Below are 23,553 nucleotides of genomic sequence, written 5' to 3' on the forward strand. Positions count from 1 at the left end.
TTGAAAGCAAGGACGATGGTGTGGGTGCTGAAGTTCTTTTTTGCTTCGTCTTCCCTTCCGTTTGTGCTGATGTCGCTGTTCGGGTTGCTCCAGGCCGGGTTGGCAGCGTCGGCGCTGTTGTTCCTCCAGCAGCTCGTGGACGGACGAAGTCTGTCGGGACTCGCGCTGGTGTGGCTTTCGGTGGGATACCTGCTGTGCGCGCTGGTGTTGCCGAACGCGTTTAACATCCTCAACCAGCTGTTTCGAGAAGCGGTGTTGCGCCGCTCCCAGCAAATTCTGACCCGCAAGCTGATGCAGATGTCGGCAAGCATCGGCATGGATTCCTTGGAAGATGCGCAGTTTCAAGACGTGGTGTCCGCCGTGACCAAAGCGGACAGCAGCGTGATGATCAACTACTGGCAGTGCGTGCAGGAGATTGTGATCTCGCTGGTGCGCTTGGTCGGGGTGGCGGCTGTGCTGACTTCGTTTTATTGGGGAATTCCGCTGGTTGTGTTTGCGTCCGTTCTGCCGGAGTTGTGGATGCGGATGCGCTTTGCAAAACTGCAACACAAGCTCCACCTCGATCAATCGGCGGTGGAACGCCGTGCTTCGTACTTTGCCGACGTGTTGACCAAGCGGGAGTACGTCAAGGAAATTCGCACGTCTGCCGCCGAGTCGTTTCTCTATGGCAAATGGCGTTCGCAAAAGGACGCGTATGATCGCAAGGATTTGGCGTTTGACCGCAAGCGGCAGTCGTACTTCGGCGCAGGGCATTTGATTTTTCTCACGGCGATTTCGGCTTCGATGTTTTTCATGGTGAAGTGGGTGATGGGCGGGCAGACCTCGGTCGGGGCGCTGACGTCGGCGATCTTTGCGCTGAACTACATCGTGGGGTCGATCGGCTCGCTGCTCTACAACTTCGGGCAAGCGCAACATCAAATTTTGCTGGTGGAGACCACCCGCGGATTTTTGGAAGACACGGCAGCGGAACAAGAGCCCTCGCCGGATTTGCATCGCGTGACAGTTCCCTTCGACATCCGCTTTGAAAACGTCTCGTACCGCTATCCGGGGGCGGAAAACTTTGCCTTGCAGAACGTCTCGTTTACGATTACGCACGGCGAACGCATCGCGCTCGTCGGCGCAAACGGCTCCGGCAAATCCACGCTGATCCGCCTGTTGCTCGGGTTGAGCCGCCCGACGTCCGGCCGCATCTACCTGAACGAAGTGCCGTTGGAAGACTGTTCCTGGGGGCACTACCGGGAGCTTGTGACGGTAGCGTTCCAAGACTTTGCCCAGTACTGCCGCACCGTGCGCGAGAACATCGGGTTTGGCGACCTTCACGCGTTGCACCTCCCGCACTTGCTGGAACAAGCAGCGGTGCAGAGCGGCGCCGCAGATTTTATCGAACGGCTTCCGCGGCGGTATGACCAGCAGTTGGGGGCGGCGTTTGCCGGCGGAGTGGATCTCTCCGGCGGCCAGTGGCAAAAAACCGCCATGGCGCGCGCGTATCTGCGTCAAGCGGCGCTGTTGTTGATGGATGAGCCGACAGCTTCTCTTGACCCGATGGCGGAAGTGGAAGTCTACCGTCAGTTTTCTGATCTGGCTGAAGGGAAAACGGCTCTGTTGGTCTCGCATCGCTTAGGATCGGCGACGTTGGCGGATCGGATTTTCGTCCTGCAGCAAGGGGAGTTGGTGGAAGCGGGGCACCACATCGAGCTGTTGCGGGAAAACGGCGAGTACGCCAAGTTGTTCCGTTCGCAAGCGGAATGGTATCTCCATGATGAGAGAGCAGAGGCAGTGGAGGAGCCCCCTGTGGCCGGTGTACAAGTACAATAAGTTGCCTCGGGAGAAAACACCTTGCTTGTGTTGGCAGGGTGTTTTTTTGTGTGGGCAGGCTGTTGGAAGGAAGTTTCCTTGGATTGACAGCGGGTCTCTTGGTGTACACTAGTGGAGGTAGCAAAGAGCCATTGCTTGGGAGGAGTTGAAGACGTGATAAAACGCGCGATACATATCTTTCCCCGCTTTGACAATGCGGAGGAAATCCACTGTTTGCGTCAGAAGTTCGATCCGTTGGCGAACTTGATTCCGCCTCATCTCACGCTGGTCTATCCGTTTGAAAGCGATTGGAGCGCAGAACAGGTTCAGGCGCATTGCCAAGACGTGTTGCAGGGGTTCCAACCGTTCGATTTGACGTTGCGCGGGATCACCGGCACGCCGGACTGGCATCTGTTCCTCAATGTCAAACGGGGCAATGACGAGATCATCGCCTTGCATGACCGCCTCTACAGCGGCTTGTTGCAACCGTTTTTGTATCGCAAAGTCACATTCGTTCCGCACTTGACCGTCGGGCATCTCACCAACGTGGAGACGTTTGAAAGCTCTTTGGCCGCCACGCAGGAGTTCGACCACATCTTCACGTGCCGGGTGGACGAAATTACGGTGGAAGTCATTGAACCAGACGAATCCTCGACGGTCGAAGGAACCGTCCGCCTCTGAGAAGCAGGCGGGCGTTTTTTTTTCTGAACAGAAGGAATGGTAAGGTTGCTGTATAATTAACATCTTGTAGGTAAGATCTCCTCAAAGAAACGTTCAAAGAGAGGTTTCGCAAACGCTGTTCGACAACTGCGTGAGGTGAATGGAACTTGATTGTGTTGAACAACTTGTTGTTGAACCTGTTTGTCAATTTGTTTTTTGTGACGATCTATTTCTCGGTTCGAGTTCGCGAAAAGCATCGTCCCTTGTTGATCTTGGGGTTGGCGAGCGCCTCGTTGTTGCTGTGTTTGACGTTTCCGGTCTCGAACATAAGCGGATATCGATTCGGTTTGGGGATGATCCCGGTCTTGGTTGCGATCTTGTACGGGCGGGCGTGGGTGTCTCTCGTGCTGATGGCGTTGATGGTGGCGTATCGCCTCTATTTGGGAGGCGGCAGTGTGATGCAGTTGTACGCAACTGTTCCCGCAATCCTTACCGCGTTTGCTTGTAAACGCCGCTACCAGATGTTCGAAAAGCTCGATCGCTTGGTGGTCGCCAGCGCGTTGCCCGGAATCGCGGCGTTGGGATCGTGTGCTGTCGTTTGGGCGCAGGACATGCTCACGGCGCAGATGACGTGGTTTCTCGCCGTCTATGCGCTGCTGTATCTCATGACCGCTTTCATGTGCACATTGTTGATTGAAACGTTGCGCGAGAACCGGGCGATGCGTCTGGAGATGCAGCGCATGGAAAAACTTCGTGTGCTCGGCGACCTCGCCGCTGCCATCGCGCATGAAGTCCGTCACCCGATGACGGTGGCGGGCGGGTTCTTGCAACTGCTCCGAGAGGAGAAAAACCCCGCCGACAAGCGTCACTACATCGACATCGCCCTTCAAGAGATGAAACGCGGCGAAGAGATCATCGCAGAATACCTCGCGTTTGCGAATCCGGAAATTCAGAAACCGGAGCGTGTGCAGGCGGCGGAGCGCACCCGGCATGTGCTGAATGGGTTGTCGTCGCTTGCCAACTTGCAAAAGATCGAGATTGTGCATACGTTGCAAGCGGGTCTGTGGGTGACAGTGGATGCAGGCATGCTCGATCAAGTGCTGCTGCATGTGATCCGAAACGGTATGGAAGCGATGCCGCAGGGCGGTCGGCTGCATGTGTCGGTGACGAAGGTGCGGCAGTATGCCGAGATTCAAATCGAAGACACCGGCGTCGGCATGACGCTTGATGAAGTCGCAAGGCTCGGAAATCCGTTTTACACCACCAAAGACAAAGGAACGGGACTGGGTCTGATGGTCGCGTACCGCTATGTGGAAGTCATGCGCGGCAAGATTCGCGTGCAGAGTGAAAAAGGCCGCGGCACGCGTTTTTTGATTCAAATTCCTATTTCTGGATAACGATCTGCTCAACGAGGAGGTCTTTTTGTTCGAATCTCGAATAGATAGAGTGATAAGGGTTTTTTTAGGGGGGGTTGAATTCATGCTGAATCAAGCGTTAGTTGAAGATATCCTGTATGCGGCTCTGGAAACCGGAGGAGATTTTGCAGAAATCTTCGTGGAAGATAAGACGAGTTCGTCGATTCAGATGTTGGGCGGCACCGTCGATACGGCGATGTCCGGAAGAGACTTCGGCGTGGGCATTCGGATCTTAAACGGCGTGTTTGCCGTGTATGCGTACACCAACGATTTTTCCCGCGAGAATTTGATCAAGGTGGCGCGCAACGCAGCGCAAGCGATTCGCGGACAGAAGCAGGACATCCGCATCGACCTGCGCAAGTCGTTGGTCACCCCGCATCATGAGCTCAAACTGCTGCCGTCCGACGTCAGCAAAGCGCGCAAGATCGAGTACATGCGCCGCGCGCACATCGCCGCGAGCGAGTACGATCCGGTGATCTCGCAGACGCGCGTGATCTACCTCGATGACGATCAGAAAGTCCTGATCGCCAACTCCGAAGGTCTGTTCGTCGAGGACCGCCGTGCCCACAACCGCCTCCAAATCGAAGCGATCGCTTCGAACGGGTCGGAAAAACAATCCGGGCAATACGGGCCGGGGGCACACAGCGGCTTGGAGTTTTTGGATAACTTAGACATTGAATGGTACGCGCGGGAAGCGGCACGCACCGCCAAGACGATGATCCACGCGGAATTCGCTCCGAGCGGCAAGATTCCGGTCATCATCGACAACGAGTTCGGCGGTGTCATCTTCCACGAAGCGTGCGGTCACGGGTTGGAAGCGACTTCCGTTGCCAAGGGCGCCTCTGTGTTCGCGGGCAAACTCGGCGAACTGGTTGCGTCTCCGCTGGTGACGGCGATTGACGACGGCACGATCAAAAACGCATGGGGCTCGCTGAACATCGACGACGAAGGGTCGCCGACGCAGCGCAACGTGCTGATTGAAAACGGCGTGCTCAAAGGCTACCTGATCGACAAGCTCGGCAGTCGCAAGATGGGCATGGCGTCGACCGGTTCGGCGCGCCGTCAAAACTACCAGTTCGCGCCCACTTCGCGCATGAACAACACGTTCATCGCCGGCGGGAACTCCACGCCGGAAGAGATCATCGCGAACACCGAATACGGGCTGTATGCCAAATACATGGGCGGCGGCTCGGTCAACACGGCGACGGGCGACTTTAACTTTGCGGTGCGCGAAGGCTATATCGTGCGCAACGGCAAAATCGAAAAGCCGGTGCGCGGCGCAACTTTGATCGGCAAGGGCATCGAAGTGTTGCAGAAGATCGATATGGTCGGCAACAACTTGGCGTTCGGTCAAGGCATGTGCGGTTCGATTTCAGGCAGTATCCCGGCCGATGTCGGTCAACCGATGATCCGCGTGTCGGAACTGACCGTCGGCGGTCGTTAGGAGGTGGCAGGCATGGAAATGGTGCAATTCAAAGAACTGTTGTTCGAAAAAGGGCGTGAAGTCGGGTTCACCGACATGGAGATCTACTACCAAGCGGAGCGTGAGACGACGGTGCGCGTGTTCCGCGGCGAAATCGACGCGTACAACATCGCGGAGAAGGCAGGTCTGTCGTTCCGGGGCGTCATCGGCGGCAAGATGGGTTATTCCTACACGGAAAAAATCGACGCCGACTCGGTCGACCTGCTCTTGCAAGAAGCGCGGGAGAACGCCGCGATTCTGGAGCAGTCGGAATCGGAAGAGATTTTTGCAGGCTCGGAGCGTTACGTCGAATTGCGCGACCAATCCCAGCAGCTGCGTGAACTGACGCCGGACGTGTTGATTGACACGGCGAAGGCGATGGAAGCGGCTGCTTTGGCGCACGACCCGCGCGTAGAGATGGTCAACTCCTGCATGACCGTCAACAGCGAGACGGAATTGACGATCATGAACACCAAAGGCTTGAACTGCCATACCAAAGACAATCTGGTCATCGGCTATATTTCCGCGCTTGCCAAAGAGGACGGCGTCGTCTCTTCGGCTGCCAAGGGCGAGTACTCCCTCCGCAACATCGAAGAAGTGAACGCTGCAGAGTTGGCTCAAACCGCCGCCAGCGAAGCGGTCGGCAAACTCGGGGCGCAGACGATCGAATCGGGCCAATATCCGGTCATCTTGCGCAATGAAACCGCGTCGACGCTGTTGAAAGCGTTCGTCTCGGTGTTCAGCGGCGAATCGGCGAGCAAGGGTCTGACGCTTCTGCAAGACCGTGTCGGACAAAAAGTGGCGGGCGAAAACGTAACGATCATCGACGACCCGCATCGCACCGACGCGCCGGGCTCGACCCCGTTTGACTCGGAAGGCATGGCGACTGCGCGCCATGACGTGGTGCGAAACGGCGAGTTGGTCACCTTCCTGCACAACCTCAAGACCGCCAAGCACTTTGGCGTGGAGTCGACCGGCAACGCGTATAAAGCGTCGTACCGGGGATCGGTATCGGTTCAGCCGAACAACCTGGTCCTCGAACCGGGCGACCGCTCGCTGGATGAGTTGATCGCAGGCACGGAACGCGGGTTGATGCTGGTGGAATTGCAAGGCGTGCATGCCGGGACGAACGCGGTTTCCGGCGATTTCTCGCTCGCTTGTATCGGGCATTTGATCGAAAACGGCAAGATCGTGCGTCCGGTGAACCAGATTACGGTGTCGGGCAACATCTTGGAACTGCTGAACAACGTCGAAGCCATCGGCAACGACTTGAAATTCGACGGCTATGGACGCGGCGCAGTCGGTGCTCCGTCGATCAAGATTAAATCACTGGCGATTGCCGGGAAGTAAGAGTGTGTGGAAGAGAGGAACGGGCAGCTTAGAGCTGCACGTTCCTTTTTTTCATGTTGTAGAGCAGGAAGCAGAGGACGGGAACGAGGAGAAGCGAGGTCATAACGGTCAAGAGGATGGAGAATGACGTGTGGTCGAACAACAAGCCGCCCAAGAGCGGGCCCAGCATGCGTCCGGCGGTGGAAGCCATGCCGATAAACCCTTGCAAAAAACCGGTGCGCGACGGTGGAGAAAGTTGCGCCACAGCCGCCGGGATGACCGGCCAGAGCAACATCTCACCAAGCGTAAGCAGCACCATCCCGGCAACGAAGACGCTGTAGTGGTCATGGTGGGTGAGCACCAACAGGAACGAGAGGACAAACAGCGAGACGCCGAGGAACATCTGAGATGTGAACGACTTGAACTTGCGGGCAAGCAAGGCGATCAACGGCTGTCCGAGGAAGATCACCAGCCCGTTCAGCGTCCACAAGCGGCTGTATTGTGCCAGCGAGTAATCCTGTTGCATAAACACCGCGATGGCGCTTTGCCACTGGACGTAGACGATCCAGAGTGTCAAACACCCGGTGAAGAGCGCAAGAATCGGCAGCCAAGGGATGGCGGGCTCTGCGCGAACGATCTCGCCGGCGGCGGCTTGTTCCCGCATCGTTTCCGCAACAGGAGCCGACGGCTGCTTCCGGTCGCGGATGAAGAAGAACACGAAGCAGAGGAAGATCAGCATCGTCCCGGACGCGGAGAGAAACGCGAGGTTGAACGAATGAGCCGCGACGATCCCGCCGACGGCAGACCCGGCGGCAACGCCTAAATTGTTGGCGACGTAGAGGAAGTTAAACGCGCGACGGCCTCCTTCCGGCCACGCGCGGGCAGCCAGCGCAAACATGGCGGGCGAGACGAGCGAAGCGGTGAAGCCGAACAAAAACATGACCGTGACGTAGAGGGGCCAGATCTCCACAAATCCAGGGATGGAAATCAACGCCGCCGAACAGAACAACCCGGTCAAGAGGACCGGACGCGCACCGAAGCGGTCAAACAGCATGCCGCCGGTCAACTGCCCGAGCGAGGCGCCCGCCGAGTGCAAAAGCAACACCAGTCCGGCCACAGCCAGCGGTCGTCCCAGGTGTTCGTGGATGTAGATCGAATTGAGCGGCCAAAGGAACGAAAGACCGCCGATGTTGAGAAAACAACCGGCTGCAAGCAACCAGAGAATCTTGGGATACTGGCGCACGTAAGAGCCCTCCTGAACATTTCGTAACCTGAATTATTCTATCACAGATTTGCCCTGTTTCCGCTCTTGACTTATCATGAGGAAGAGGAAGGAAGGGAAGTTGAACGTCATGGAAATTACCAATCTGTTATTGCTGTTGTTGTTAGCCGTCGGGATCATCGGCAACAACACTTCGGTCTCAATTGCCGTGGCCGTGCTGTTGCTCGTTCGTCTGTTGCATCTCGACCGCGTGATGCCTTATCTGGAGAACTATGGATTGCAAGTCGGCATCATCATCTTGACGATCGGAGTGCTCGCTCCGGTGGCCGGCGGCAAGATCGGATATGAAGAAATGATCAAGGTGTTCCTGAATTGGAAAGCGATTCTCGCCATCGCCGTGGGGATTTTCGTATCTTACTTGGGCGGTCGCGGGGTACCGCTGATGGCGGCAAATCCCTTGATCGTCACCGGACTGATGATCGGCACCATCATCGGCGTCGCCCTGTTCAAAGGTGTGCCGGTCGGTCCGCTGATCGCAGCCGGGATGATGGCGTTGATCCTCGGCGTGTTGAAACAGTAGAAGGAGGGCTTTTATGCAACAGTGGATCGAACGAGCAAGAGCTTGCCGCTGGCAAGATTGGGACTATGAAGAGACGATCAAAGCGAAACTTTTGTTCTTGCGCTATCTCGGAGAAAGTTTCGCCCGCAGCGGAGCGGAGGAAGCGGAGAGGCTCGCGGAACATCTGGAAGCATACGGCGGGGAGGAACAGGCCACTCTGTTTGCATCGTCCCGCATGCTGCCTGCTCCGCTGGCGGCGTTTGGCAACGCGGTATTGAATCCGCAAGCCCCGTTGGTGTACCCGACCGTCTTGGCGGCGGTTGAAGAGCAGAACAAGGGCGGACAGGAACTGCTGGCAGCTCTGGTCGCAGGGCTGGAGACGGCGTTTCGTCTCGGCGATCATCCGCAAGCTGAACTGATGGGCGCGCTGATGGGAGTCGCTCATGCGTACGAACTGGACGATGACGGTTGGGAAGTGCTGTTGGGACTGACGCTCGGCCGCGCGTCCGGGATGTTGGAAGTTCCGGAAGCGGGGTTTGCACGCGGCACATTGGCTCAAGAGATCGTGGTCGGGGCGTCACTGGCGCGCGAAGAGTGGAGCGAAACGATGGCTTTGCGCACGAAAGTGCCGCAGGAGTGGCTCGGGGCTTTGGAGCGCACGTCGGACAAGCCGGGGATGAAGATGTTTCTCATGGCGCTGGAAGTCAACGCGGACGAGACCGTCGCGAAGTTTCGCACGAAAGCGGACGGTCGAATTCCGACGCCGCATCTGGAATACTACATAGATGCTTGCATGGGTTTGGAAGACGTCTGCTGCATGCCGCAGTTCTTCCGTAAATGAGGAATACCCATGAATGCGGAGAAGAGGAGATCGTGCCTGGGCGGCACGGTCTTTTTTGTCACCAGAGGAAGAGTTTATACATATATCGTGAATTATGTTCTGATTATCTCCTTCATGGACTATGATAAAAAAGTCCAATAAATTGTTCCGTTTTGCACAATATCGATATGAAAGGGCTTTCATCGAAAAAATGAATGATTTTGGCTTAGAAAAAGTTGTGTCAGATGCCTGAAGACCTTTGTATTTATATCCGATATTGTTTATAATCTGAAATATCAGAAGCAAACTACTGGAGGTGGAGAAAACTATGGCCAACTACAATCAGCGCAAGCGAACGGTTGAAGAGCACGATTCTTGTGGGATTGTTGCTGCAGTCGAGACGAGCGGCCATCCGACCCATGACAACGTACAACGCATCCTGGAAGCACTCATCCAAATGAACCATCGTGCAGGATTCATTGACGGCGAAGGGGACGGTACGGGGATATTAATCGATGTTCCGCGCAAACTTTGGATCAAGAAACTGATGAAGCAAGGTCTGCCGGGCGCGTGGGCGGATCAAGAGCATTTCGGCGTGGCGCATCTGTTTGTCCCGAAGACCGATGAATATAAAATGAAGGGCTGGATGGAAGACATCCGCCGCCGGTTTGCCGACAGCGGCCTGAGCCTCTTGCTGGAGCAGGCGGAAGCTGTGAACTCGAAAGCGCTGGGACCGCAGGGCCGCCAAGAAGAACCGCTGTTTTGGCAGCTTGCGTTCACCGCAGAGTCGGAAGAGTTGCCGTCCGGCAGCGAGTATGATGCGCTGTTGTTCCGGCTGACCTGTGAAATTGAGGCCAAAACTCCGGTGCATGTCTGCTCCTTGAGCCGCTACAGCGTCGTCTACAAAGTGCGCGGTTCGGCAGAATGCCTGTTGAACTACTACCCGGATCTGCAGAATCCGGAACTTCGTTCGGCGGCCACCGTTGGACATAACCGCTATTCCACCAACACCTCCACCGTGTTTGAACGGGTGCAGCCGTTCTCCCTGCTCGGCCACAACGGCGAGATCAACACGATCAAGCGTCTGCGCGAAGAAGCGGAGATGCTCGGCATCCAACTCGTCGAGGGCGGTTCCGACTCTCAAGATATGAACCGCACCATCGAAGGGCTGATCTCGGAGTACGGGTTCTCGCTGTACGAGGCGATGGAGATGATCTTCCCGCCGATCGTCAACGAGATCAAAAACTTCAAGAGCGACTTGCAAGACCTCTACATGTTCTATCGTTCCGCTTGGGGTCCGTTTGCGCAAGGCCCGGCGGGTATCGTCTCGCGCTACGGCCGCGAGTGCCTGTTTGCAGTCGATGCTCTCGGCTTGCGTCCTCTGTGGCGCATGCAGACGGAGACGACGATCTGGTTCTCGTCGGAGCAGGGCGTCGTGCCGCTCACGGAGATGATCGCGGAACCGCGTCCGCTGGCACCGGGGGAGAAAATCGGCCTCCAACTCACCGAGAACGGCACGGTCGAACTTCCGTACCATGAATTGCAACAAGTGGTGCTGGAGCGCGCAAGCAAGCGCTATTCGTTCTCCAACTTCCGCCGCTCGATTTCCTTCGGGGCTCCGCGCGCGGAATTCATGAACGGCGAGTTGACCGTCGAAGCGGCGAAGCAAGAGACGCCTGAAGAGCGTGAACGCTTGCTGGCTGCTTTCGGATGGGAAGCGGAGCACCTCGACTTGATCGACCATCAGGCAAGCACCGGCACTGAACCGATTCGATCGCTTGGTTACGACGGCCCTCTCGCCGTGATGAGCCAAGAGCGTCAAAATTTGTCGGACTATTTCAAAGAGAGTGTCGCCGTTGTAACCAACCCGGCGATCGACCGTGAACGAGAGATTGAACATTTCTCCACCCGCGTCGTCATCGGCCCGCGACCGTCGCTGCAAGGCCACCAAGGCATCGTGTACCGCCGTTTGGAGCTGCAAACACCGCTGCTTTTGGGCGGACACCGCCGCACGGCACCGCTTTCCCGCGACTTGTACCGTCCGCTGGCGCACAAATTGGGCAGCTATCTGTTTGAAGACTTGCTGCGCGAGTTTGAAGATGTCCAACACGCCGTCGAAGTGCTGAACATCAACCGCGAAATCGGTGAAAGCGTGCAAGACGCGATTGCTCGTCTGACCCAAGAAGCGGTGGAAGCGGTCGTGGCCGGCGCACATGTGCTCGTCTTGGACGACCGCTTCACGTTCCGCCACGGGGCGGGCTATCTCGATCCGCATCTGATCACGTCGGCTGTCCACCTCGCGCTGAAAAGCTACCCGGTCGCGAAGAAAGCAGAGAATCTCCGCCGCCGCGTCTCGCTGGTGCTCCGTTCGGCGGGGCTTCGCAATCTGCACGACATCGTGATCGCCATCGGGTTGGGCGCGGACACCGTCAACCCGTATCTAATGTGGGAACTGGCGTCGCACACCGAGCCGCTGGCGATGATCAAAAACCTCTACGAAGCTCTGCAAAAAGGGTTGGAGAAAGTCATCTCGACGCTTGGCATCCACGAACTGCGCGGTTATGACCGCTTGTTCTCTTCGATCGGCTTCCAGCCGGAACTGGCGGAGTTGTTCGGCACGCCGAACTTCTTCGGCTCGCAACGCGCAGGTGTATCGTTCCAAGACTTGGAGAAGGACGCGACGGAGCGGGAAGCCCTGTTCCAATCTCCGGAGAAAGCCCGCATCGCGCGCGGCTATCACGTCTTCCCGCGCCTCTGGAAGCTCGTGAACGACGTGGCGACCGGCTCCAAGCCGTATGACGAGTACACGGAGAAAGTGCAAGAGCTGGAAGCGAAGACCCCGATTTCGCTGCGTCACTTGCTGGCTCCGAAAGTCGTCGAGGAAGCGCAACGTCCGGCTGTAGAAAAAGTCGACATCTCCGTCGGTCAGCACTCCTTGCCGTTCTTGATCTCCTCGATGTCGTTCGGTTCGCAAAACGAAACGGCGTTCCGGGCTTATGCGGAAGCGGCGTACCGCCTCGACATGATCTCGCTCAACGGCGAGGGCGGGGAAATCAAGGACATGATCGGCAAATATCCGAACCATCGCGGCATCCAAGTCGCCTCGGGTCGCTTCGGGGTGAACATCGAACTGTTGAACTCCGCGAACTTGATCGAACTGAAGATCGGGCAGGGGGCAAAACCGGGAGAGGGCGGTCACTTGCCGGGCACGAAAGTTACGACCAAGGTCGCGGCAGCCCGGAACGCGCAGCCGGGCACCGACTTGATCTCGCCGTCGAACAACCACGACATCTACTCCATCGAAGACCTCGCGCAAGTCATCGACGAGTTCAAGATCGCCAACCCGCACGCGCGCGTCTCCGTCAAGATTCCGGTCGTTCCGGGCATCGGCACGATTGCAGTCGGCGTTGCAAAAGCCGGGGCGGACATCATCACCGTCTCCGGGTATGACGGCGGCACGGGGGCTGCCCGCGCGCATGCGTTGCGCCACGTCGGACTGCCGACTGAGATCGGCGTCAAAATCGCGCACGAAGAACTGGTGAACTCCGGTCTCCGCCACCTCGTCGAACTGTGGGCGGACGGCGGGATCAAAAACGGACTCGACGCCATGAAGATGATCTTGCTCGGCGCCAACCGCATCGGCTTCGGGACGCTGGCGATGGTCGCAGTCGGTTGCACCGCTTGCCGCGGCTGTCACAAAGACACCTGCCACGTCGGGATTGCAACGCAGATGGATTCCATCGAAGAAGCGAAGGAAAAAGGTCTCAAGATGTTCGTTCCCCGCGAACTGGACCTGTCGATTGAACGCTTGCAGCGCTTCTTCTCAGGCATGGGCGAAGAACTTCGCCAATGGACGGCGAAACTCGGCGCGACCCGCACGCAAGATCTCGTCGGCCGCGCAGACCTGCTGGAGCAAGTCTCTCTGAACACCCGCATTGACTTGGGGGCGCTGTTGACGCCGGTCGTCGTGGAAACGGCTGTGGCCGTTCCGGCGGTGCGTCTCTCCAGCGTCGGCGTCAACTCGCTGACGGAACGACTGTCGATGGAAGCGGTCGTGGAAATGGCGGCAGGCGGTGGAGCCGCAACGCAGAACGTCACAGGGGCGGTGGCTTCTGACCGCGTGCTCGGCAGCCATCTCTCCGGCAACTTGACCCGCCGCCGTTTCAAAGGCGAGCAGTTCCAAAAAGCATCGGTGCGACTCGATGACGGCACGATTGCGGGCAACGGGTTCGCGGCGTACAACACGACGGGCGTGCATTTCCGCGTACAGGGCGGGGCGCAAGACGGCCTCGGCAAAACCTCTTACGGCGGCAAGATTATCGTGCTCAAGGGCGTGAACCAAAAAGGCGTCCGCATCAACGGTTCTGCAGGCAAAGGGCTCGGCTACGGCGCGCAGCGCGGTCTGTTCATCGTCCAAGGCGTGGCAGACTCCCGTGCGGGCATCCGCTTGTCCGGAGCCGACATGATCTTCGGCCAGCGCTTGACGGAGCCGTTGCAAGACGAGTACGGCATGCTGGGGGCGCGCTCGCAAATCAAGGGCTTTGCGTTTGAGTACATGACCAACGGCCGTGCGCTGGTGCTGGGCGATCCGGGTCCGTGGATCTGCTCGGGGATGTCCGGCGGCACCGTGTACCTGCGCTTGCAGCCGGAGATGGGCTTGACGCAACAAGCGCTGCGCCGCCGCATCGCCAAGGGCGCGAAAGTATCGCTGCTCCCGCTCGATCGCAACGGATTGCGCGACATCGAAGAACTCCTGACGACCTACAAATCGGAACTCGTCCGTTCCGGTCAACCCGAGGAAGCGGAGATCATCGAAGAATTGTTGATCCATGCCGCACAAAACTTCGTCATGGTGAAGCCCGGCGCTCTGCAAACCAACCAAGACATCGCAACCGAGTAACCGCGAGCAAACAAACGCCAGTACCAGGCAGACTTCATCCAACGGATGGGGTCTGCCTTTTTTCGAATGGTTGTACTACAATGAAGATACTCAACCGAAAACAATCCACTCTACCGAAGCGAAGGGGTTAGACTCTTGAACCGTTCCATCTTGGGCGTTGCCCTCGTCCTGATCTCGGCCGCCTGTTACGGCATCATGTCGATCTTGGCTGTGTATGCCTACCGAGACGGGGCGTCCGTCCTCGGCCTGTTGACCATCCGCTTTGCATTGGCGGCGCTGTTGTTCTGGCTCTTCCTCGTAGTCAGCCGCACGAAAATTTCCCTCACGCTTCGGCAACTGTTGGCTATGTTCATTCTAGGAGGCGTGCTGTATGCGGCGATGTCGTTTACGTTCTTCACGGCGGTGCAGTACATCTCACCGTCGCTGGCGGCTCTCCTGCTCTACAGCTATCCGGTCTTCGTTGCCGTGCTGTCCGCCGTTGTGGACAAGGAACGACTGACCCGCCGCATCGTGCTCTCCTTGGTGCTCGCGATGGCAGGGCTTGTGTTGGTGCTTGGCACTTCGTTTGCCGACGTCTCTCCAATCGGCGTGATCCTCGGTGTCGTGTCGGCCGTTCTCTATTCGATCTATATCGTCTTGAGCAACCGCGTCGTCAAGAGCGTGCCCAGCGTCGTCACCAGCGCCAGCGTAACGCTGTTCACCGCGCTCTCGCTTGCAACGGTATCGCTTAGCACGAATCAATTGCAACTGCACTTTCACACACAGGCGTGGCTCGCCATCGGCGGGATCATCCTGTTCCCGACGATCATCGCGATGGTGGCGTTCTTCTACGGCCTGCGAATCATCGGCTCGACGAAAGCGTCCATCCTCAGCATGATCGAACCTTTGGTCACGATCACGGCATCGGCGCTGTTGATCGGAGATCGCTTGACCCCCGCCCAATGCGTCGGCGGCACGGCGGTGTTGCTCGGCGCTCTGCTCGTCATGTTGAAACAGTCAGAAGACAGGAGTAACGTACGGAATGAAAAAAGCAGAAGTTCCCATGTTGATTGAACACTTGCAGCAACTCTATCCCGATGCCACGTGCGAACTGATTCACCGCAATCCGTTTGAACTCTTGATTGCGGTCGTTCTCTCCGCGCAATGCACGGATAAGCTCGTCAACGAAGTGACACCGGGACTTTTTGAAAAATACCCGACCCCGGAAGTCATGGCCGGACTTACGCAAGAGGAAATGGAAGAGGCGATCCGTCGAATTGGATTGTTCCGAAACAAAGCGAAGAACATCTTGGAGACATGCAGGAGATTGGTGGAGGAGCAGGGAGGGGAAGTGCCTAACGACTACGACTACCTCGTCAGTCTGCCAGGCGTCGGCCGCAAAACGGCCAACGTGGTGTTGAGCACGGCGTTTGGCGTGCCGGCGATCGCCGTCGACACGCATGTCGACCGCCTCTCGCACCGACTCGGCTTGACCAAAGCGACGAACGTGCTCGATACGGAAAAAGACCTGATGCGCAAACTTCCCAAGGAACACTGGACGTTCACGCACCATGCTTTGATCCTGCACGGACGCCGCGTCTGTGCCGCGCGCAGCCCGAAGTGCGAACTGTGCCCGCTGCAAGACATTTGCAGCGAGTATCAAAAAAACGCAAAGGCCGCCGCCAAAGGTACGAAGAAAACCACCACGAAAGCAACAACAAAAGCAACAACAAAAGCAACAACAAAAGCGTCTACGAGCGCTTCCAAGTAATCTTCCTCTACACGCTGCAGCGAAAGCGTCGAAGCTCCGCCAAAACGAAGACCTCCTGAGATGTCTTCAGCGCGTGCGCTTCGGCGCTTTCTGTTTTTTCTGGAAAATCATCAGGTATTCGCCGGCATGCAGGGGGACCGGCAAGTGCGAAGACGGGGTGCGGGAGTCGTACAAATTCACGACCGAAAATCCGCGGGAGAGAAAGCGATGGACAAATTGGAATCCGAGCGGCATCGTGCGCCCTCGATCCTTGATGTCGCCGATCAGAATCGCGCAGTATCCGTCCGGCTTCAACACGGTGAACAACTCCGCTGCCACCACCTCAATCGCGCTCAGAAAGTCGCGCGACGAGAGCAACGACAAATCGGCGGAGAGATCTTTCGAAAATTTATGAGTGTGCCCGTACGGCGGTTGCGTCACGACGAGGTCGACCGAGTCCGGGCCGAGCAGATCGGCCAAACGGCGGGCGTCGGCGCAGTGCAATTCACCGCCTGCGTCTCCGATGCGCTCTCGAACGTCCTCGACCATGTCGGGATTGCAATCCATCCCGACGACGCGGCGGCTCATCCAGATTCCTTCCGCATATACGGTGCCGGAACCGAGGAAGCAGTCCAGGACGGTATCGCCCGGGCGGGAATACGTTTGCAACAAATCTCGCACGAGTGCGGGAGAGAACGAAAGGGCGAAGGTTCCCGGCTCCTCGCGCTGAAGGTGGGGAGCGCTCCATGCTGATGATAGCAAATCGAGCTGCGCCGTCTGGGGGAACGGGCGAGCCGCGCGCACTGAAGAATGGGAATGGAAAGCGGAAGTAGCCATTGAACCTTCACTCCTCTCAGTCTCTGTAGGTCTATTGTACAAGAGGAGGAGAGATTTGACAAGAACATATGTTCTGTTTGTTTTCCACCGTGCATTTTCGGTATGCTGATACATGGATAATCAGACTACAGGAGGGAAATTTTATGACTGTGATCTTCATCGAACTCGGCATGGGCGTCGACCTGCACGGGCAGGACGCCACGGTGGCCGCCAAGCGCGCCTGCCGCGATGCCATCCAAGAAAACTCCATGCCGGGCCTGCGTTCGATCTTGCCGGGCAACACGCTTGACAACATGAAAGTGCGCGTGAAACTGGGGGTACCCGTTCCCGCGGAACAAGTGGACATCGAAGAGGTCAAGAAATCGTTCCCCTACGGCCAAGTCGAAGTCGAAATCGTGCCGGGCGGTTTGATCTGCTCCAGCGGCGTCGTCCTGCCTGACAAGGGCGACAAAAACGACGAAGTGATCATCGTCAACGCGGCGGTCGAAGTCGGCTACTAAGTCCAATTGGTTCTGAACGGGTGGATAAGCCCCATATATGCAGGAGCAAGGAATGAGATCACTCTGGTTCAGAGTGATTTTCATTTTTTGCCATTCATCAGACGAAAAGGAGACCAACGACACTCATGCCTTGTATGCGTTCCGTTATGACCTTTGCGATCCTGACCTTCTTGCTTTTGATTTCGATGTGTGTGGAAACACCCGCGCCGAAAGCTTGGGCAGCCCCCGTTCCGAATCAACTTCATCTCGAGGACCGCCAAATCCTCGACCAAAAACAATCCGTCCGAAGTTCACACGCAGCGCTGTCTTCGCGCTCGCTGGAGCGGCTCCGGCAAGCCCAAGCCCAGAAGCAAAAAATCGGCAAGCGCGTCGCCGATTCCGCCGCGCATTTCATCGGCACCCCCTACGTTTGGGGCGGCACCGGACCGCAAGGGTTCGACTGCTCCGGATTCACTCAATACATATTGAAACAAAACGGCATCGAAGTGCCGCGCAATTCCTATGACCAATACAACGTGGGACAAGTGGTTTCCGTTCAAGAGCTCCAACCGGGCGACCTTGTGTTTTTTACAACGTACGCGCCGGGGCCGTCTCATCTGGGCATCTATGTCGGCGGCGGCAAATTCGTGCACGCGCTCAATCCTCAAAAGGGCGTGACCACCGGCAACCTCGACGCCGATTATTACAAAGCCCGTTTCGTGGGAGCCCGCCGCGTCGTCGGAGCCGCGCTCTAAGCCGCTCGATTGACACAGAAGGAAAAACATGCCACGATAAACCTTGACATTGAAAAGTAGGAGATGGTTGTCGTGAAAGTGTTTCACAACATCTCGGAATTGATTGGCAACACGCCGGTCGTCAAGCTGAACCGGCTCGTGACGGCCGAGATGGCGGACGTCTATGTCAAGTTGGAGATGTTCAACCCGAGCCGCAGCGTCAAGGATCGGGCAGCCTCCAATATGATAGCGGAAGCAGAGCGCATGGGGCTGTTGAAGCCAGGCTCCACGATCATTGAGCCGACTTCCGGCAACACCGGCATCGGACTGGCGATGGTCGGAGCCTCCAAGGGCTACCGAGTGACTCTCGTCATGCCGGACACTTGCACCAAGGAACGCATCGCGATTCTCAAAGCGTACGGCGCCGAAGTCGAACTCTCGCCGGGGCCGCAGCGCATGAACGGCGCGGTCGCCGTGGCGAACCGGTTGGCGTCCGAGATTCCCGGCTCGTTTCTTCCGATGCAGTTTGAAAACCTGCACAACCCCGACGTGCATCGCCGCACGACGGCGCAAGAGATCTTCCGCCAGATGGAGGGTCGTCTCGACGCGTTCGTCGCGACGGCAGGCACAGGCGGGACGGTCACGGGAACGGGGGAGACGCTCAAAGAACTGATCCCCGGCCTTAACGTGTACGTCGTCGAGCCGGAGACGTCAGCCGTGCTCTCCGGCGAACCGGCAGGCTCGCATAAAATCGTCGGGACAAGCCCCGGCTTCATTCCGAAGATTCTCAACCAGAACGTGTACGATGAAATCTTCAAGATATCCGATCAGAACGCACAGGAAACCACTCGCCGCTTGGCGCGCGAGGAAGGCATCCTCGTCGGCACTTCGTCGGGCGCGTCGGTGCATACTGCTTTGCAAGTCGCCAAGCGTCTCGGACCGGGGCATCGCGTGCTTTGCATCGCTCCGGATACCGGCGAGCGCTACTTGACATCCGATCTGTTCCACACCGATTCAGACAAGGAGTGTTAACACATGCCGCACAACATCGAAGGCATCCAGCAATTTACCGCCGAAGAAGTCAAAAAAATCATCGAAGACCCGAAGGACATCGTGATCCTCGACGTCCGTGAACCGGAAGAGTACAACGCCGGCCACATCCCGGGCGTGCCGCTCGTTCCGATGCACACCATTCCTTCCAAACTGAACGAACTCGACAAGGACAAGGAATACCTTTTTATCTGCCGCAGCGGCAACCGCAGCCATCAAGTTGCCCGCTTCTTGAAGCAAAACGGCTTTGAGAAAGTCAACAACTTCAACGGCGGCATGCTTTCGTGGACAGAGCCGGTCAAAACCGGCATGGAGGAGTAGATGTCCGTCTCTCTGCGCGACCGGATCGTGTTGATCACAGGCGCTTCCAGCGGAATCGGCCGCGTGGCGGCGCTCAAGTTTGCTCAAGCCGGCGCGATTCCCATCCTGACAGCCCGCACGGTGGACAAGTTGCTGGAAGCAGCGGCGGAGATTCGGGAGACGTACGGCATCGAAGCGCCGGTCTTTGCGCTGGACGTGCATTCCGATCAGCAGGTGCAACGCGTGGTGTCGGAAGTGCTCGACCGCTTTGGACACATCGACATCCTCTTGAACAACGCCGGCTACGGTCTCTTTGAAAAAACGATCGACCTGAGCGTGGAAGAAATCGTCGACATGATGGACGTCAACTATTTCGGCCTCGTGCGGATGACCAAAGCGGTGCTGCCCTCGATGCTTACGCGCCGCAGCGGTCAGATCATCAACCTCGCGTCTTTGGCGAGCTTCTTCGCCACGCCGACGCACGGGGTGTATGCCGCCACGAAATTTGCGGTGCAGGGCTTCTCGGAAGGGTTGCGCTATGAACTGCACGGCACAGGCGTTGCGCTTTCGACGGTCAACCCCGGCCCGGTGGACACGCCGTTTTTTGACCGGGCGGACCGCACCAAGCTGCCGAAAGTGGCTTCGAAGTTTCTCAGCGCGGATGCGGTTGCCGACGCGGTGCTGCGAGCAGCCCGCGAGCGCAAGCCGATGTACGTGCTGCCGCGCATCGGGCGCATCGGGATCGCTTTTCGACACCTCTTCCCGTGGGTGTATGACAAAGTGATGTTGTCAAACTCCTGAGTTTTGCATATACTGGAAGTACTACATTTCAAGGAGAGTGAGAGGGACCTATGTTTACGACCGTTGTTCTTGCAGTGGATTTGGCTTGAGACAGGTGAAGTCTGCCCTTTTTCACCCGTTACGCCAACTGCAAGCACAGCGGAAGCAAACCCCCTTTTCACGACTCGACCGGAGTCTGTCTTCTTAGGTTGTCTTCGTAAGGAGAGGCAGGGCGTTTCTTTCGCCCTGCCTCTCTTTGTTGTACCTTCCAGGGGAAGTATGCTGTGCCTTGCAGCGCGTGAATGGGATCTCAAACCACTTGAGGAGGATTCCATCATGAGCATCTTGCATGTAGAAAACGTCACCCATTCGTTCGGGGACAAAACCATATTCCGCGATTTAGAGTTCCGTCTGTTGCCGCGCGAGCGCGTCGGGTTGATCGGCCCGAACGGAGCAGGAAAATCCACGTTGATTCGCATCTTGAGCGGCGAGGTCTTGCCGGACAACGGCACGCTCACCTGGCTGTCCGGGCTCAAAGTCGGACACCTGCAACAGCACATCGACCTTCAGGCGGGGCAAACCTTGCGCGGGTTTCTGCGCACCGCGTTCGCTGAACTGTACGCGCTGGAAGAAGAAATGACTTGTTTGACGCAAAAAATGGCCGAGGACGCTTCCGACCTCGACTCCATCTTGAACCGCTACGCAACTCTCCAAGAGACGCTCGACCACCACGATTTTTACTCGCTGGAAGCAAAAATCGAAGAGGTGGCGCGCGGTCTCGGCTTGCATCAACTTGGCTTTGACACGCTCGTGAATCAACTGAGCGGCGGCCAGCGCACCAAACTCCTGCTGGCGAAATTGCTGCTGCAAACACCGCAAGTGCTGTTGATCGACGAGCCGACCAACTACCTCGACACAGAACACATCGAATGGTTGCAAGGATATCTGCGCAACTACCCGCACGCGTTCATCTTGATCTCGCACGACACGCACTTTCTCAACGAGGTTGTCAACATCATCTACCACCTCGAACACCAGCGTCTGACGCGCTATGTCGGCAACTACAACCAATTCGTGCAACTGGCGGAACTGCGCCGCACACAAGCGCTGCAAGCCTACAACCAACAACAGCGCGAAATTCAAAAACTCGAAACCTACATCGCCAAAAACAAAGTCCGCACGTCCACCGCCAAGCAAGCGAAGAGCCGGGAGAAGCGCTTGGAAAAAATCGACCGCCTCGAACGCCCGTCCGGTCAGCCCAAGCCGCTGTTCAAGTTCCAAGTCGCCGTCGATCCGACCAGCGTCGTGCTGGAAACCAACGGTCTCTCCGTCGGGTATGAAAAAACCAACGCCCTGCTCCCGCCGCTCTCGCTGACGCTCAAACGCGGGGCGAAAGTCGCGCTCGTCGGCTACAACGGCATCGGCAAAACCACCAGCCTCAAGACCCTGCTCGGTCTGCTGCCGTCTCTGGACGGCCGCGTCCGCTACGGCGAGCGGGTGATGCCGGCGTACTTCGCCCAAGAAGTTGAGTTCAAAGCCGGCCATTCCGCACTGGAAGAAGTGTGGCGATCCTTCCCGAAGTTCACGCAAAAAGAGATCCGTCAAGCGCTGGCCCGCTGCGGATTGAAAGCCGAGCACATCCTCCAACCCCTGTCCACGCTTTCCGGCGGGGAGCAGACCAAAGTGCGGTTGTGCAAACTGATCCTCCAAGACAGCAATTGGCTCGTGCTCGACGAGCCGACCAACCATCTCGATTTGCAAGCCAAAGAAGCGCTGAAGGAGGCGCTGACCGCGTACCCCGGCACCGTCCTGCTCGTCACCCATGAGCCCGAATTCTACGAGGGCTGGGTGACGGAGGTCTGGGACGTGCAGGCGTGGCGCGATCGGGCCTCCTTCTAGGGCACGAACGGCTGGTTGTGGTTGTCGGGGTTGAGGTGCTTTTCGAGGAAGAACAGTTGACGCGGGCTTCCTTCAAACACTTTACGCAAAATCAACAGCATTTCGTCGATGACCAGATCGAACTCTTGACGAAATGAGTCGGTCAGGTCGGTGATCCGGACGTTGTGGTCGCGAAACTCCACGCCTTCCTCCAAATCCTGATAAGGGAATTTGTTGATCGCGTTGCGCAGGAAATTGTAGCGCGAGTCGGCGGAGTAGAGCGTGTGGTTGCCCAAGTTGTCGATGAACAACACGCCCTCCGGCTTGTGGTAGTAATCGTCCGGGTCCTCGACACCGACGAGGTAGACATGGGTGATGTGGGTGCGTTGTCGCTTCATGCAAGACTCCTCGATTGTTTTTGTGAATGACAAGTCAATTCGTGATTCAAGAGTTCGTTGACTTTTTTTGCTAAGCGAGATAAAATGTGAGACAAAGGTGTCACCTTTTTAATGTACCGTTAGGAGGCTTCCCAATGCAAGGTAAAGTCAAGTGGTTCAACGCAGAAAAAGGCTATGGTTTCATCGAGCGTGAAGACGGTGGCGACGTATTCGTACACTTCTCCGCAATCCAAGCAGACGGTTTCAAAACCCTCGAAGAAGGCCAAGAAGTATCCTTCGACATCGTTGAAGGCGCTCGTGGCCCGCAAGCTGCGAACGTCACCAAGCTGTAAGAACTACAGATTGTTGGACCCCGCAGTGTAAAGTCCTGGGAACTCAATCCTGGGACTTTTTTGTTGTGTCGAGAATACCATAGGCATACGCAGGGCAGTCACAGCCCATACTACGGAAAAAACGACCGACGGGGGTGGCCCAGATGAACCGCGCGATGCTCGCTTGCTGGCGACTGGGAGACACAGTGTACAGACGTCTGCGGCACTTTGACTTTGAAGACCTCGACGGTACCAACATTTTTCGCATCCGCATCCGTCATTATGCCGGACCGGCCTTCGACCTTCCGGGCGGAGATGTCGTACAGGATGGAGATTGGGTTGGATTTCTGCACTTTTACAACATGAGATTGCAAGGGATTTTGCAAAACATCCAATCGGAAAACCGCCGCGTGCTGCTCGTGGCGCGGGAAGTGAAGCGCTCGTTGCCGGAGCTCGCGGAGTTTCTGCGCAAACACCCGCGCGGCGAAAGGATCAAAGCGCTGATGGGCGTCACGCTGCTCAACCGCGGCGTGGAACCGTTCGGCTTCACCGTGATGAACGTGCCGGACACGGCGTGGTTTCGGTTTAAGAACTGGTACATGCGGCTGATGATGGCATTCTGCCATCCCGACGGCTTCAGGCGGCTCTCGCGGCGCGACGAGGCGATGTGCATCAAGCGGGTCGTGATGCCCGCCGACGAGTTGTTCTTCCGCTATGGAGCGAATTGTAAGGAACAGTAGTCTGAAAATTACATGAATAACGCGAACTGAAACCCTTCCCGCCGGATGACGTCTAATACAGTGGGAAGGGTTATTTTTTGTCCAGAGAGACAGAAAACAGCCCTCGCGCACGAATAGAAGTAAGAAGCGTCCTGATCCCGTGCGAATTCCAAGTTG

Annotated in this window: 21 protein-coding genes; 18 read left to right on the forward strand and 3 right to left on the reverse strand. The window is 57.2% G+C overall.

Going from position 1 to position 23,553, the window contains the following annotated elements:
* The 5 genes from EL26_RS23445 (at window position 1) to EL26_RS04560 (ending at window position 6,681) form a co-directional block, all read left to right on the forward strand.
* Window positions 1-1,815 (forward strand): ABC transporter ATP-binding protein, encoded by a 1,815-nt coding sequence (locus EL26_RS23445; RefSeq protein WP_052035991.1) that lies wholly within the window; start codon window positions 1-3, stop codon window positions 1,813-1,815.
* Between the two features lie 153 nt (window positions 1,816-1,968).
* The gene (locus EL26_RS04545) at window positions 1,969-2,475 is read left to right on the forward strand and encodes a 2'-5' RNA ligase family protein (protein WP_052035992.1); all 507 of its coding nucleotides are present in this window, start codon (window positions 1,969-1,971) and stop codon (window positions 2,473-2,475) included.
* Window positions 2,476-2,627: 152 nt separating this feature from the next.
* Window positions 2,628-3,851: an ATP-binding protein gene (locus EL26_RS04550; RefSeq protein ID WP_238546052.1), complete on the forward strand. Its 1,224-nt coding sequence runs from the start codon at window positions 2,628-2,630 to the stop codon at window positions 3,849-3,851.
* Between the two features lie 82 nt (window positions 3,852-3,933).
* On the forward strand, window positions 3,934-5,313 hold the full coding sequence (locus tag EL26_RS04555) for a TldD/PmbA family protein (RefSeq protein ID WP_038085011.1): 1,380 nt from the start codon (window positions 3,934-3,936) through the stop codon (window positions 5,311-5,313).
* Window positions 5,314-5,325: 12 nt separating this feature from the next.
* Window positions 5,326-6,681 carry a TldD/PmbA family protein gene (locus EL26_RS04560; protein WP_038085013.1) on the forward strand — a complete coding sequence of 452 codons (1,356 nt, stop codon included), beginning with the start codon at window positions 5,326-5,328 and terminating at the stop codon, window positions 6,679-6,681.
* 28 nt (window positions 6,682-6,709) lie between these two features.
* Here EL26_RS04560 and EL26_RS04565 read toward each other — a convergent pair whose 3' ends face one another.
* A complete protein-coding gene (locus EL26_RS04565) occupies window positions 6,710-7,903 on the reverse strand; it encodes an MFS transporter (protein ID WP_038085014.1) in 1,194 nt (397 codons plus the stop codon).
* 109 nt (window positions 7,904-8,012) lie between these two features.
* On the opposite strand from EL26_RS04565, the gene EL26_RS04570 reads away from it, so the two are divergent.
* From EL26_RS04570 to nth, 5 genes are all read left to right on the forward strand, one after another.
* Window positions 8,013-8,462 carry a DUF441 domain-containing protein gene (locus EL26_RS04570; protein WP_038085168.1) on the forward strand — a complete coding sequence of 150 codons (450 nt, stop codon included), beginning with the start codon at window positions 8,013-8,015 and terminating at the stop codon, window positions 8,460-8,462.
* Between the two features lie 13 nt (window positions 8,463-8,475).
* A complete protein-coding gene (locus EL26_RS04575; protein WP_038085016.1) occupies window positions 8,476-9,282 on the forward strand; it encodes an MmgE/PrpD family protein in 807 nt (268 codons plus the stop codon).
* Window positions 9,283-9,589: 307 nt separating this feature from the next.
* Window positions 9,590-14,161 (forward strand): glutamate synthase-related protein, encoded by a 4,572-nt coding sequence (locus EL26_RS04580; RefSeq protein ID WP_038085019.1) that lies wholly within the window; start codon window positions 9,590-9,592, stop codon window positions 14,159-14,161.
* A 135-nt stretch (window positions 14,162-14,296) separates the two neighbouring features.
* Window positions 14,297-15,214 (forward strand): DMT family transporter, encoded by a 918-nt coding sequence (locus EL26_RS04585; RefSeq protein ID WP_038085020.1) that lies wholly within the window; start codon window positions 14,297-14,299, stop codon window positions 15,212-15,214.
* Complete coding sequence (gene nth / locus EL26_RS04590; protein WP_052035993.1) at window positions 15,183-15,911, forward strand: endonuclease III; 729 nt, start codon at window positions 15,183-15,185, stop codon at window positions 15,909-15,911. Before EL26_RS04585 ends, nth begins: the two co-directional genes overlap by 32 nt.
* 66 nt (window positions 15,912-15,977) lie before the next feature.
* Here nth and EL26_RS04595 read toward each other — a convergent pair whose 3' ends face one another.
* On the reverse strand, window positions 15,978-16,727 hold the full coding sequence (locus EL26_RS04595; protein ID WP_338010848.1) for a TRM11 family SAM-dependent methyltransferase: 750 nt from the start codon (window positions 16,725-16,727) through the stop codon (window positions 15,978-15,980).
* A gap of 143 nt (window positions 16,728-16,870) precedes the next feature.
* On the opposite strand from EL26_RS04595, the gene EL26_RS04600 reads away from it, so the two are divergent.
* From EL26_RS04600 to EL26_RS04625, 6 genes are all read left to right on the forward strand, one after another.
* Complete coding sequence (locus EL26_RS04600) at window positions 16,871-17,227, forward strand: Lin0512 family protein (RefSeq protein ID WP_038085021.1); 357 nt, start codon at window positions 16,871-16,873, stop codon at window positions 17,225-17,227.
* A 125-nt stretch (window positions 17,228-17,352) separates the two neighbouring features.
* Window positions 17,353-17,961, forward strand: coding sequence for a C40 family peptidase (locus tag EL26_RS23450; RefSeq protein ID WP_081856978.1), 609 nt, complete (start codon window positions 17,353-17,355; stop codon window positions 17,959-17,961).
* A 63-nt stretch (window positions 17,962-18,024) separates the two neighbouring features.
* The gene (gene cysK, locus EL26_RS04610; RefSeq protein ID WP_173424605.1) at window positions 18,025-18,972 is read left to right on the forward strand and encodes a cysteine synthase A; all 948 of its coding nucleotides are present in this window, start codon (window positions 18,025-18,027) and stop codon (window positions 18,970-18,972) included.
* A 3-nt stretch (window positions 18,973-18,975) separates the two neighbouring features.
* On the forward strand, window positions 18,976-19,311 hold the full coding sequence (locus EL26_RS04615; RefSeq protein WP_038085025.1) for a rhodanese-like domain-containing protein: 336 nt from the start codon (window positions 18,976-18,978) through the stop codon (window positions 19,309-19,311).
* Window positions 19,312-20,091 (forward strand): SDR family NAD(P)-dependent oxidoreductase, encoded by a 780-nt coding sequence (locus tag EL26_RS04620; RefSeq protein WP_038085027.1) that lies wholly within the window; start codon window positions 19,312-19,314, stop codon window positions 20,089-20,091.
* 315 nt (window positions 20,092-20,406) lie between these two features.
* Window positions 20,407-21,969 carry an ABC-F family ATP-binding cassette domain-containing protein gene (locus EL26_RS04625; RefSeq protein WP_038085029.1) on the forward strand — a complete coding sequence of 521 codons (1,563 nt, stop codon included), beginning with the start codon at window positions 20,407-20,409 and terminating at the stop codon, window positions 21,967-21,969.
* Here EL26_RS04625 and EL26_RS04630 read toward each other — a convergent pair.
* Window positions 21,966-22,346, reverse strand: coding sequence for a hypothetical protein (locus tag EL26_RS04630; protein WP_038085031.1), 381 nt, complete (start codon window positions 22,344-22,346; stop codon window positions 21,966-21,968). The genes EL26_RS04625 and EL26_RS04630 overlap by 4 nt on opposite strands.
* Window positions 22,347-22,480: 134 nt before the next feature.
* On the opposite strand from EL26_RS04630, the gene EL26_RS04635 reads away from it, so the two are divergent.
* The gene (locus tag EL26_RS04635; RefSeq protein WP_038085033.1) at window positions 22,481-22,678 is read left to right on the forward strand and encodes a cold shock domain-containing protein; all 198 of its coding nucleotides are present in this window, start codon (window positions 22,481-22,483) and stop codon (window positions 22,676-22,678) included.
* Between the two features lie 143 nt (window positions 22,679-22,821).
* A complete protein-coding gene (locus EL26_RS04640; RefSeq protein WP_038085034.1) occupies window positions 22,822-23,397 on the forward strand; it encodes a YkoP family protein in 576 nt (191 codons plus the stop codon).
* The last annotated feature ends 156 nt before the right edge of the window (window positions 23,398-23,553 follow it).

Source organism: Tumebacillus flagellatus (genome assembly GCF_000714935.1).
GTDB lineage: Bacteria > Bacillota > Bacilli > Tumebacillales > Tumebacillaceae > Tumebacillus > Tumebacillus flagellatus.